This is a genomic window from Mesorhizobium sp. ORS 3428 (assembly GCF_001854785.1).
GTDB lineage: Bacteria > Pseudomonadota > Alphaproteobacteria > Rhizobiales > Rhizobiaceae > Mesorhizobium.
Window position 1 is genome coordinate 1 of the sequence record NZ_MDFL01000004.1, and the last position, 11,798, is coordinate 11,798.

Genomic DNA, 11,798 nt, shown 5'->3' on the forward strand with positions numbered 1-11,798 from the left:
CTTCGTCGGCGCCGATGACGGCCATAGCTGGCAGCTCTGGGAATGGGGCGACGAGAGCGAGTGGGACGACGAGCTGAAACAAGACTTCAACGCCTTCTTCGAAACCGTCGATACGATTCTCTTGAGCCGCAAGATGGCCGAGGAGGGCTATCTCAGCCACTGGAGCAATGCGGCGAGGAAGTATCCGCAGGATCGCTTCTATGCCTTCGCCCGCCGTATCGTCGAAGCGCAAAAAGTGGTGCTGAGCGATAGGCTGAAGGCCTCGCGATGGGAGCGCACGCGAGTCGCCGGCGGCGACCTGCCGCGCGAGGTCGGCGCACTGAAGGCGGGCGAGGGCGGCAACATGGCCGTGTTCGGCGGCGCCGGCTTCGCCTCAGCGCTGATCGCCGCCGGGCTGGTCGATGAGTTCCAGTTCTTCGTCAATCCGGCGGTGCTTGGCGCCGGCCGCCGCATCTTCGACCAGGGCGGCTTTGCCAGGCTGAAGCTCATCGGCTCGAAAGCCTATGCCTGCGGCATGGTGGTCAACCGCTACGCGCCAGGGAAGGCCAGCTAGGGAAGCGCGGCTGAATCGATCTGGCAGCACGCCGCCCCAACCGCTTGTTCGCCTGCGCTTTTCCTGGCGGACGGTGAGATCCGGTGTCCTGGCTTACAAGGCCGGATGCTCTCCGCATCCTTTGGTTTCCCCGCACCCGGCTTCATCGTTGACCACGGCCGTGAGCCGATGGGCTTCATGCAAGGTCAGACCGATGAGCACGCGGCCTGCTAATTCGGCAGGTTCCTCACTGGCCGTATCGAACACCGTCCAACTGCCTGTCGGCTCCTGCACCGCGACGAATCTCATGTGAGACTCCATCCATGAAGAATACATAATATAGCAGGTATTTCATGGCGATGCTGTGATCTGGCCCACACAGGGAGCCGCGTTCGTTCGATCACTTCGGTGCGATGCCGAAGGGCAAACCCGCTAAATCCGATCAGGCAGGGAGTCTCGGCTGTCTCACTGCCCCACCTGGTCCGCGTCGGTCAGCGTGCCGAGGAAGGCGACGATGTCGTCGATCTCGGCGTCGGTCAGCGCCGGCCTGTCGCCGGGTTTCTTGCCGTTGAAGGGCGGGTCCGTGTTGAGGTTTCCCCAGTAGGCCTTGGGCAGGTCGTCAAATTTGTTGACCGTGCCGTCGGCGTTCTTCGGATACCAGCGGCCGGGATCGCTGTCGCGGCTGGCGTAGAAGGCGACCGCCTCGCGCAGCGTGTGGAAATAGCCGTTGTGGAAGAAGCTCTTGCGCAGCGCCACGTTGCGCAGCGTCGGCGTCTTGAACAGGCCGCAATATTCGGACCGGCCCTTCAAGTCGGTGCGCAGCGGCCCGCACAGGCCGAGATCGACATAGGCCGGATCGGCATTGGCGGGTATAGCCGGGTTGCGCGGCACCGCGATCGCGATCAGGCCGTAGTCGGTGAATTGCGGCGGCAAGCCGTTATTGGCGGGCTCGCTCAGATGGCAGCTCGCGCAATTGCCCTTGGCCTCATCCTCGAACAGCGCGCGGCCGCGCAGCTCCTGCGCGGTCAAGGTCGCCTTGCCGGCGAGGAACGCGTCGTAGCGGCTGGAATAGGGATAGAAGTCCAAGCTGCTCTGCTCGAACGTGCCGAGTGCCTCGACGGCGGCGTCGAAGGCGTCCCGCGGGTGGTCGAACACATCGGCGCCGAAGGCGGCCTTGAAGGCGTCGGCATAGGGCGCCTTGCGCAGAGCCGTGACCACGGCGCCTTGATCCTTGTTGGCCATTTCGAAGGGCGAGAGCAGTGGGATCCTCGCCTGGTCCTTGCCGTGGTCGGCGCGGCCGTCCCAGGTCAGCCCGCCGGTCGGCCCATTGTCGACGCTCTCGTCGCCTTCGTCCTCCGAGTCGTAGAAATGCTCGCTGAAGGCGGGCGACGCCTGCAGGTAGCGCAGCGAGGGGACGGCGCGCAGGCCCGGCCGGTCGAGGTCGGGCCCGCCCATCTCGACCGGGGAGGCGGAGGCCGGACCGAAGGCATGGTTGGGATCGTGGCAGGACGAGCAGGCCTGCCGGCCCGAGGCCGACAGCCCAGGGTCGAAGAACATTTTCCGCCCAAGCGCCGTCAGCGCCTCGGCACGCGCGAAAGCTTCCGCGCGCGACATCGGACCGGGATGAACGCTGCCCGCCGRCAGGCCGTCGGCGGGCCAGAGGATGGCGATGCCGGCAAATGCGGCGAGTGTGGCGGATTTCCACCGTGGCATGGTCAGGCAGTCCGTTTTGCCCTTTGCGTAGGGGTGCATTGCTACGGATTGATGACGCCGCTCTATCTCCCCCCTTGTGGGGGAGAAAGCGATTTCAACATCTTAGCCGAAGGCTAAGTGTTAGAAATCGCAAGAGAGGGGAAAAGCGGCAGCCTACGAAATAGTGGTGGGTTTGCGCCCTACGAAATCCCCTCTCTGGCATTTTCCAAGCACTTGCTCGGGACAAGCCCACTCGCAAGTGCGGGAAAATGCTTTCTCCCCCACAAGGGGGGAGATAAGGCGCCTTGTCACAAAGCTGACAACCGCCGGTCCTAGCGTCGCCTCGCTCTCCAGCCATTTCCCAGCCACGAGGCATCCCCAAATGATCCGGTCTTTCCTCTCCCTTTGCCTCGCCTCCTCGGCGCTGGCATCGCTCAGCGTTGCCGCCCAGGCGGCCCCTCCCGGCTATGACAAGATCGACACCGTCGTCGTGATCTACGCCGAGAACCGCAGCTTCGATAACCTCTATGGCGGCTTCCCCGGCGCCAACGGCCTGGCCAATGTCTCGGCCGAGCAGGCCCGCCAGCTCGATCGCGACGGCAAGCCGCTTGCCGAGCTGCCGCCGGCGTGGGGCGGGTTGACCGGCAAGGGCGTGACACCTGCTGTCACCGAGGCGCAGACGGCGCATCTTGCCAATGCCACCTTCTCGATCGACGACCCCAAGGGCTTCAACCAGGGCACCGGGGTGATTACCCGCGACCTCTGGCACCGCTTCTACGAGGAGCAGATGCAGATCGACGGCGGCAAGAACGACAAGTTCGCCGCCTGGGCCGATTCCGGCGGTCTGGTCATGGGCCATTATGACGGCTCGGCCCTGCCGATGTGGGTAGTCGCCAAGAAATACGTGCTTGCCGACAATTTCTTCCAGGGCGCCTTCGGCGGCTCCTTCCTCAACCACTTCATGCTGGCCTGCGCTTGCGTGCCTTTCTACCCRCATGCCGATACCAGCCCGGTGAAGGGCCAGATCGCCGTCGTCGAGCCCGACGGCATGACGCTGAAGGCGGCCGACAACTCGCCGGCCTCGGCACTCGCCGGCGCRCCGAAATTCGTCAATGATGGCGCCATCACGCCCGACTTCTACGCCGTCAACACCATGYAGCCGCCTTACCAGCCAAGCGCCAACAAGCCGRCCGCGGGCGGCGACAAGGCGCTCGCCGATCCGGCGGCGCCGACCACCCTGCCGCCGCAGCACGACATCACCATTGGCGATCTGCTTTCGCTGAAGGGGATTTCCTGGGCCTGGTATGCCGGCGCCTGGCAGGCGGCGCTCGACGGCAAGAACGCCACGCCGGTGCCGAACTTCCAGTTCCACCACCAGCCCTTCAACTATTTCGCAGCTTATGCGCCGGGCACGGCCGCGCGGGCCGAACACCTCAAGGACGGYGGCCTCGACGGGGTCGAGTTCATCAAGGCGGTCGACGACGRCAAGCTGCCGGCGGTCACCTTCTATAAGCCGCAGGGCAACCTCAACGAGCATGGCGGCTATGCCGACGTGACCAGCGGCGACCAGCACCTCGCCGACATCGTTGCCCATCTGGAGAAGAGCCCGCAATGGGCGCATATGCTGGTCGTCGTCACCTATGACGAGAATGGCGGCTTCTGGGATCATGTCGCGCCGCCCAAGGCCGACCGCTGGGGCCCGGGCAACCGCATCCCGGCCTTCATCATCTCGCCCTATGCCAAGATGGGCACGGTCGACCACACGCAGTACGACACCACCTCGATCCTGCGCTTCATCACCGCCCGCTACGACTTGCCGGTGCTGCCCGGCCTTCTCGTCCGCGACAAAGCGCTGGCCAACAACGGCGAGCCGCCGATGGGCGATCTGACGGCGGCGCTTGATTTGWCGAAGTAGGCCTGAGCCTCTGGTTCCTCGCCCCCGCCAAGGGTGGGGGAGAGGTGGCCGCGAAGCGGCCGGAGAGGGGGCCTTCGTAGGGCGTCAGCGCAAACTGACCAGTGCCGCGCCGCCCCTCATCCGCCTGCCGGCACCTTCTCCCCGTATAGTGACGGGGAGAAGGGGGCTGGCGGCAACCTCGGCGCTTTTCCTGCAACGCTGACGATTGGCGAAATCAGCGGCGACAGCGTCCCTCTCCCCGTCACTATACGGGGAGAGGATGCCGGCAGGCAGGTGAGGGGCAGTGCGAACCTTCCCGGTTGTCCTCCTCAATCCCCGTCCGCTATCAATGACCGCCAAATCGGAGGCCATGGGATGGCAGAACTGAAACTCAGAACCCGCACAACCGGCGCACTCGCCATCCTCCCGCCGGGCGGCCTGCCGGCGGTGACGACGCCGACCGGCGGCGCGGTCGATGTGGTGACCTCGGTGAGCGCGCCGGGCTTCAACCCGCTCGATCTGCTCTACGCCTCCTTGGCCGCCTGCATCGTGCTCAGCGCCCGCATCGCCGCCGCCCGCCTCGGCGTTGCCGACAGGCTCGGCGAGGTAAGGGCGGAGGTCAGCGGCGAGAAGGCGAAGGACGAGCCCTCGCGGGTCGAGACCTTCAACGTCAGGCTGGCGATCGCGGGCGACCTTGACGCGGCCACCAGGCAGCGCATCGTTGAGGATGCCGAGACGATCTGCACGGTCTCCAACACGCTGCGCGGCGCGCCCGCGCTGCACGCGACGCTGGGGTGAAGGCGATGGCGCATCTTTCACCGATCGACTACGCGACGGCTCCTAAAGAAGTCCGCGCCGAGCACGATCGGGAGCTCGCGCTGCGCGGCCGCATGACCAACATGAAGCGCATCCTGCTGCACTCGCCGGCCGCGCACCGCATCTATGCCGAATGGTTCACGCTGCGYGATCTCCTGCGGCCCACGCTCGACGATCGGGCCATCTGGCTGTTCTCGAAGGCGATTTCCGAGACGCTGCGCGCCGAAATACCGGTCACCTTCTTCCGCCGCGCGCTGATCGAGAACGGCCTCGATCCCGACGCGATCGAGCCGACCGCCGACGAGGCACTGCTGATTGCCTTCGGCAAGGCGGTCGCCGCCGATGCCAATGCCGTCCCTGACGAAACCTGGGCCGCCCTCAAGGCGCGCTATGACGAGACGCTGCTCGTCAACCTCACCGCCTTCGCCGGCATTATGGTGGCGACCTGCATGTTCACCAATGCGGTGAAGGTGGATCTCGATCCGGAGCTCGAGAGGTATCGGAAGCGTTGAAGCCGCGATCTCCCCCCAACTTGTGGGGGAGATGGCCGGCAGGCCAGAGGGGGCGCTGTCCCGCCTGCCTATCCGCGCAAATAGCGATAGCTTCCCCAAGCTGCTTCGCTTGGAAAGGACAAGCCGGAGAGGTTTGCATTCCTTCGCACCCCCCTCTGGCCTGCCGGCCATCTCCCCCGGAAGGGGGGAGATCAGCAGTTCCGTCGTTGGCGCCCACCTCCGCAGGAATCGGGTGGCCGCCTCGTCTCCTTCGCCCCACTTTGATGGCATCAAAGGAGGCGCCCATGACCGTCCATTCACTCAACACCAAGCGCGCGACCCGCTCGGCCGAATCCCGCGTCGCCGCGCAGGACTGGCGCGCACTCATCTCCGAACTCAACGCCAACGGCTGCGCCGTCATGCCGGGCCTACTCTTGCCCGACGAATGYGCCGAAATCGCCGCGCTCTATCCGCACGAGGAGCATTTCCGCAGCCATGTGGTGATGGCCCGTCACGGCTTCGGCAAGGGCGAGTACCGCTATTTCCGCTATCCGCTGCCCGACTTGATCGAGGGCCTGCGCACCGCGTTCTATCCGCGCCTCGCGAGCGTCGCCAACGACTGGAACGAAAAGATGGGCGCCGCGCTTCGCTACCCTGTCGATCACGCCGCCTTCCTGAAACGCTGCCACGACGAAGGCCAGACGAAGCCGACACCGCTGCTGCTGCAATACGGCCCGGGCGACTTCAACTGCCTGCACCAGGACCTCTACGGCGCGCTCGCCTTCCCGCTGCAGGTGGCGATCCTCTTGTCGGAGCCCGGCGAGGATTTTACCGGCGGCGAGTTCGTGCTCACCGAACAGCGCCCGCGCATGCAGAGCCGCGCCGAGGTCGTGCCGCTGAAGCGCGGCGACGCGGTGATCTTCGCCGTTCACAACCGGCCTGTGCAGGGCACGAAGGGGTACTATCGCGTCAACCTGCGCCACGGCGTCAGCCGCCTGCGTTCGGGGCGGCGGCACACCGTCGGCATCATCTTCCATGATGCGAAGTGATGGCCGGACTTTGCCCTCCCCTGGAGGGTAGGGGGCTCTACCCCTCGCTGCCGCGCTCGATCACCGGCTGCCCAGAAACGGTGAGCAGGATGCGCCCGCGCGCCGGCCTCTCCACCTGCACCGGCGCCTGCTTTTCCTGCAGGCGCCGCTGCAGCAGAAGCAGCCTCGTCTCCAGATTGTCCTTGAAATCGGGCAGGCGCAGGCTGGCGTCGGCGCGGATCTCCTTGTTGGAGAATTCGCGCCGTCCCTCGCCGAGATAGGTCCTGAGGAAGCTCATCAGGAGCCGGCCCGGCACGCCGCGCACGATATATTCGTTCTCGATGAAGACGCTGTCATCGGCCGCGTGATGGACGACGCGGAACCTCGGGCCTTCAGCCTGCCGCCTGGTGCCTTCGAACGTCCCGCCCGACGGAGCCTCGGGCGGGTCCCTTTCTGTCAGCGACAGCGCCATGGCCAGTTGTCGGGCAAGCACGCCCATTGCCAGCTCGTCATCGGGCGAGAAGGCGAGGCGCCTCTCGCTCTCGATCACCAGCACGCCTTTGAGCTGCCCTTGCGCCAGCAACGGCACGGCAAGCTGGCTCATCGCATCCGGCATGCCGGGCAGGCGGATGGTGCGTGTGCGGTTTTCGCCCGCGCTGCTTGCCTCGATCGCGCCGCCCAGCCGTCGGGTGCGGCTCATGTCGCTGATATGCAGGCTTCGCCGCTCCAGCGCCGCCGTGCCGATCAGGCCGTCGCCCAGCGCAACCTCCGAGCCGATGCCGCTGGGGCGATAGCCGGCGCTGGCGATCGTAGTCAGCTTCTCGCGCGCCGCGTCATAGGCGAGGATCATCGCCGTGCCGAAGCCGAATTCCTCGCCGAGCCCGGCAAGCGCGGCTTCGAGCAGAGAGCCGAGGTCTTCCGCCTCGGCGAGCACGCAAGCAAGCCTGCCGAGGCCCTTCAGCCGCTCGCCTGCAATGTCTGAAGCGGTTGCTGCGCGCATCACCGGCGAGCGCACCTTGCGGATGGCGAGCACCCGGTAGACGTCGATGGCCTTGAGCCGCATCACCGAGCCCATGCCGATCTGCAGGCTCGCCGCCTTGAGGTCGGCGGCCATGCGCTCGAACAGCGGCCCGGCCTCGCGGCTCTCCTCGAAGGYGATGTCGAGCCGGTATTGCATGCCGTTCAGCGCGTCGACCACCAGCAGGGCCGCGCGCGGATTRACCCGCACATTGGCCGCCGTCTTGGAGAAGAACTGGTTGGACAGCGCGACATGGTCGTCGTCGACGCGCACGACATGCGAGAGGTAGGAAATGTTGGGCGTTCCGTCCGCCGCGACCGTGGCGATCATGGAGGGGATGACGCCTTCGAAGCAGGAGGAAAGATCGGCGAGTGCGATGGTCATGCGTCGGCCTTGATGAGGCGTCCGGCCTGCGGACCCGGCGTCTGCAAGAACAGCTGCCCGGGCGCCACGCTGATGTGCACCAGCTCGCGGTCCGTCAGCCAGGGTTCGGCCAGCATCGTTTCGAGCCCAAGCCCGCCGAGCACGGAGGTGATGGAGGMGATGTAGCGGCCGGCGCGCGCCTCGTCGTTCGGGCCGGCCGGCTCCTTGGCCGTCACTGTGCCCTTGAGCTGGTAGGAGACATAGTCGGACGGCCGCGACAGCGTAATGGCGACGGGCGCTGACGCTTCGAGATTGGCGGTGGCCTCCGCCCACTGCCAGGCCGACATCAGCAGCCCGATCATGCCTGTGGCGCGATCGACCTCGATACCGACACCGCGCCCGATCTCCGGAATGTTGTCGGCGCCGCGCGTGGCGATGATGATCATCACCGGACTTTCGATGAAGTYGGCGAGTTCCTCGTCCAGTGTCATCCGCCGGTCAGTCAGCCCCCGTTTCAGCAGTTCCTTATAACCATAGTATTTTTTTAGGAAAACCGGGCCGCGCTTAGGAAGCATTTAGGAGGCGATGCGTGCGGCGCGGCGCTATTGGCGGGCCATCCCAGGACAGTCGTCCGAAACAGGAGGGCCCTAGAATGACTTCTTCCGATGTTGAAATCCATTCGGCCAACCATGTCGCCGTCATCGGCGCCGGGCCGGGCGGCCTTGCCGCCGCCGCATGGCTCAGCCGCAACGGCTTCGAGCCGATCGTTTTCGAGGCCGCCAAAAAACTCGGCGGCCAGTGGAATGCCGGCCAGTCCATGAGCGGCACATGGCCCGGCATGCGCACCAACACCAGCCGGGTGCTGAGCTGCTTCAGCGACCTCGACCATGCGCCTGGCACTTCCGTCTATCCGACGCAGGCCGAAATACTCATCTATCTCGAGCGCTACGCGGCCGCGACGGGCGTTGCACCGCGCATCCGCACCTCGACGCCGGTCGAGCGGCTGGAGCGGCATCCGAAGGGCGGCTGGCTGGTCACTTCGCGCGTCAACGGCGCGCTGCAGGCGGAACGCTTCGAACGCGTGGTGGTTGCCACCGGCCGCCAGACCCGCCCGCATCTTCCGAAGGTCGAAGGCCTGGCCGGCTTTGCCGGTAGCGGCGGCGTGCGCCACAGCATGGATTATCGGGGGGCGGCCGATTATCACGGCCTTTCGGTGCTCGTTACCGGCTGCTCGATCAGCGCGCTGGAGATCGCCTCGGAGCTGGCGGTGGGCGATGCTGCGAAGGTCAGCGTCGCCAATCGGCGCCAGCGCTATGTGCTGCATAAATTGCTTTCCGGCGTTCCGACCGACCATCGCGCCTTCACCCGCTTTGCTGCCCTTGCCGGGCCGGTGACGCCGCCGGAGATGCTGTCCGCGGGCTTGAAAGATTTCGTCGTCGGCACGTCTGGCAGTCCCGAGCAGTTCGGCGCGCCGCGTCCCCACGACAACATTTTCGTCGCCGGGCTCACCCAGTCGCAGAACTATCTGCCGCTGGTCGCCGAAGGCCGCATTACGCCGCGTCCCTGGATCGAGCGCGTCGAGGGCCGAACGGTCCGCTTCACCGACGGCACCAGCCAGGAGGTCGACGCCATCATCATGGGCACCGGCTATGAGCTGTCGCTGCCCTTCCTCGGCCGCGACATCGCCGAGGCGCTGGAGCTCGACGGGGTGCATGCCACTCTTGCCGACCACACCTTCCATCCGGACCTCGAAGGGCTGGCCTTCATCGGCCTCTATGATCAGGTGGGGCCGATGCTGCCGGTGCTGGAACTGCAGGCGCGCTGGCTGAGCTATGTCTGGTCGGGCCGGATTGCCGCGCCGTCGCGCGCCGAACTCCACGAGCGGCTCGCGGCGAGCCGCGCGGCGCGCAAAGGCCCGCCGCAGGTGCTGATGCACGACATGGCGGTGCTGTTCGCCCGCCTGGCCGGCGCCGAGCCGGACCCGCGCCGCTGGCCGGAGCTGAAGCGCGCGCTGATGTTCGGGCCGCTGTCGCCGGCCTCCTTCCGACTGGAGGGACCCGACAGGCGCGCCGACGCGCCCGCCCGCACCGAGGCGGCCGCGGCTGCTTTCGGGGCGATCACCTCCAACGACATGACGCCGGACGAAGCGGCGCGCTGGGCGATGGTAGAGCAGGTGGTGCTCGCGCCGGTCGGCGAGGCGGCATGATCAAGTGAGTAGGCAATAAGGGAGTAGGGGAGTAGGGCTACGATTGCTTCGAGGCGGCGGATAGGGGGTTCCCTTGTCCGCCGCATTCGCTTATTGGCCGTACTCCCTTACTCCCCTACTGACTTACTCCCCTAAAAACATGATCCGCCTCGAAAACATCGGCAAGCAGAACGGCCGCCAGATCGTCTTCATCGAAGCTTCGGCCGCCTTGCTGAAGGGCGAGAAGGTCGGGCTCGTCGGCCCGAACGGCGCCGGCAAGACGACRCTCTTCCRCATGATTATCGGTCAGGAGCAGCCCGACGAGGGCCAGGTCTCGATCGATCGCGGCGTCACCATCGGCTATTTCAGCCAGGATGTCGGCGACATGGGCGGCATGAGTGCCGTGGCGGAAGTCATGGAGGGTGCCGGCCCGGTGAGCGCGGTGGCCGCCGAGATGCGCGAGCTCGAGCACGCCATGGGCGACCCCGACCGCGCCGACGAGATCGACCACATCATCGAGCGCTACGGCGAATTGCAGCATCGCTTCGAGGAGCTCGACGGCTATGCGCTGGACGGCCGGGCGCGGGAAGTTCTGGACGGCCTCGGCTTCTCCCAGGAGATGATGGACGGCGACGTCGCGAAACTCTCGGGCGGCTGGAAGATGCGCGTCGCGCTCGCCCGCATCCTGTTGATGCGGCCCGACGTCATGCTGCTCGACGAGCCGAGCAACCATCTCGACATCGAAAGCCTGATCTGGCTGGAGAAATTCCTCAAGGACTATGACGGCGCGCTGCTGATGACCTCGCACGACCGCGAATTCATGAACCGCATCGTCTCCAAGGTGATCGAGATCGACGCGGGCGCGCTCACCTCCTATTCCGGCAATTACGAATTTTACCAGGAGCAACGGGCGCTGGCCGACAAGCAGCTGCAGGCACAGTTCGAGCGCCAGCAGGCGATGCTCGCCAAGGAGATAGCCTTCATCGAGCGCTTCAAGGCGCGCGCCTCGCATGCAGCCCAGGTGCAGAGCAGGGTGAAGAAGCTCGACAAGATCGACCGCGTCGAGCCGCCGAAGCGCCGCCAGACGGTGGCCTTCGAGTTCCAGCCGGCGCCGCGCTGCGGCGAGGACGTCGCGACCTTGAAGGGTATCCACAAGTCCTACGGCAACCGCACCATCTATGCCGGCCTCGACTTCCAGATCCGCCGCCGCGAGCGCTGGTGCGTGATGGGCGTCAACGGCGCCGGCAAGTCGACGCTGCTCAAGCTGGTCGCCGGCGCCTCTGAGCCGGACGAGGGGACAGTTGCGCGCGGTCCCAGCGTCAAGATGGGCTATTTCGCCCAGCACGCCATGGAGCTACTCGACGGCGAGCGCACAGTCTTCCAGACGCTGGAGGATAATTTCCCGCAGGCCGGCCAGGCGCCGCTCAGGGCTTTGGCCGGCTGCTTCGGCTTCTCCGGCGACGAGATCGAGAAGAAATGCCGCGTGCTCTCGGGCGGCGAGAAGGCCAGGCTGGTAATGGCGCTGATGCTGTTCGATCCGCCCAACCTTCTGGTGCTCGACGAGCCGACCAACCATCTCGACATGGCGACCAAGCAGATGCTGATCGAGGCRCTCTCGCAATATGAGGGCACCATGCTCTTCGTCTCGCACGACCGCCACTTCCTGGCAGCACTCTCCAACCGCGTCCTGGAGCTCACCCCCGACGGCATCCACACCTATGGCGGCGGGTATACCGAATATGTCGCGAGGACCGGACACGAGGCGCCGGGGCTGAGGGG

At 66.0% G+C, this 11,798-nt stretch carries 11 protein-coding genes; 7 read left to right on the top strand and 4 right to left on the bottom strand.

All coding sequences use genetic code 11. From position 1 onward, the window contains the following. Nucleotides 1-553, top strand: a 553-nt coding sequence (locus ORS3428_RS03440; RefSeq protein WP_071094588.1) for a dihydrofolate reductase family protein, incomplete at its 5' end; no start/stop codon positions are given. 93 nt (nucleotides 554-646) lie between these two features. Here ORS3428_RS03440 and ORS3428_RS03445 read toward each other — a convergent pair. Next, nucleotides 647-841, bottom strand: a complete 195-nt coding sequence (locus ORS3428_RS03445) for a hypothetical protein (protein ID WP_131802832.1) — start codon at nucleotides 839-841, stop codon at nucleotides 647-649. A 156-nt stretch (nucleotides 842-997) separates the two neighbouring features. Then, entirely contained in the window at nucleotides 998-2,245 is a 1,248-nt protein-coding gene (locus ORS3428_RS03450) for a cytochrome-c peroxidase (protein WP_071094592.1), read from the bottom strand. Nucleotides 2,246-2,606: 361 nt separating this feature from the next. Here ORS3428_RS03450 and ORS3428_RS03455 point away from each other — a divergent pair, with 361 nt between their 5' ends. The 4 genes from ORS3428_RS03455 (at nucleotide 2,607) to ORS3428_RS03475 (ending at nucleotide 6,474) form a co-directional block, all read left to right on the top strand. Continuing rightward, nucleotides 2,607-4,139: an acid phosphatase gene (locus tag ORS3428_RS03455; RefSeq protein WP_071094593.1), complete on the top strand. Its 1,533-nt coding sequence runs from the start codon at nucleotides 2,607-2,609 to the stop codon at nucleotides 4,137-4,139. 354 nt (nucleotides 4,140-4,493) lie between these two features. Further along, on the top strand, nucleotides 4,494-4,916 hold the full coding sequence (locus ORS3428_RS03465; protein WP_071094596.1) for an OsmC family protein: 423 nt from the start codon (nucleotides 4,494-4,496) through the stop codon (nucleotides 4,914-4,916). 5 nt (nucleotides 4,917-4,921) lie between these two features. Continuing rightward, complete coding sequence (locus ORS3428_RS03470) at nucleotides 4,922-5,446, top strand: hypothetical protein (protein WP_071094609.1); 525 nt, start codon at nucleotides 4,922-4,924, stop codon at nucleotides 5,444-5,446. Nucleotides 5,447-5,730: 284 nt separating this feature from the next. Next, nucleotides 5,731-6,474: a 2OG-Fe(II) oxygenase gene (locus ORS3428_RS03475; protein WP_071094598.1), complete on the top strand. Its 744-nt coding sequence runs from the start codon at nucleotides 5,731-5,733 to the stop codon at nucleotides 6,472-6,474. Between the two features lie 37 nt (nucleotides 6,475-6,511). Here ORS3428_RS03475 and ORS3428_RS03480 read toward each other — a convergent pair whose 3' ends face one another. Together ORS3428_RS03480 and ORS3428_RS03485 are read right to left on the bottom strand one after the other, a co-directional pair. Further along, entirely contained in the window at nucleotides 6,512-7,855 is a 1,344-nt protein-coding gene (locus ORS3428_RS03480) for a GAF domain-containing protein (RefSeq protein WP_071094600.1), read from the bottom strand. Continuing rightward, on the bottom strand, nucleotides 7,852-8,325 hold the full coding sequence (locus tag ORS3428_RS03485) for a hypothetical protein (RefSeq protein ID WP_071094602.1): 474 nt from the start codon (nucleotides 8,323-8,325) through the stop codon (nucleotides 7,852-7,854). The genes ORS3428_RS03480 and ORS3428_RS03485 overlap by 4 nt, the downstream gene beginning before the upstream one ends. Nucleotides 8,326-8,486: 161 nt before the next feature. On the opposite strand from ORS3428_RS03485, the gene ORS3428_RS03490 reads away from it, so the two are divergent. Both ORS3428_RS03490 and ORS3428_RS03495 read left to right on the top strand, forming a co-directional pair. Next, nucleotides 8,487-10,040, top strand: a complete 1,554-nt coding sequence (locus ORS3428_RS03490) for a flavin-containing monooxygenase (RefSeq protein WP_071094604.1) — start codon at nucleotides 8,487-8,489, stop codon at nucleotides 10,038-10,040. 139 nt (nucleotides 10,041-10,179) lie between these two features. After that, nucleotides 10,180-11,798 (top strand): ABC-F family ATP-binding cassette domain-containing protein (locus tag ORS3428_RS03495; RefSeq protein ID WP_071094606.1); only part of this gene is annotated, 1,619 nt, incomplete at its 3' end.

Bases quoted from the DNA above. Each gene is read 5' to 3' on its own strand.
- ORS3428_RS03445 (WP_131802832.1), bottom strand. From the start codon at position 841: ATGAGATTCGTCGCGGTGCAGGAGCCGACAGGCAGTTGGACGGTGTTC.
- ORS3428_RS03465 (WP_071094596.1), top strand. From the start codon at position 4,494: ATGGCAGAACTGAAACTCAGAACCCGCACAACCGGCGCACTCGCCATC.
- ORS3428_RS03490 (WP_071094604.1), top strand. From the start codon at position 8,487: ATGACTTCTTCCGATGTTGAAATCCATTCGGCCAACCATGTCGCCGTC.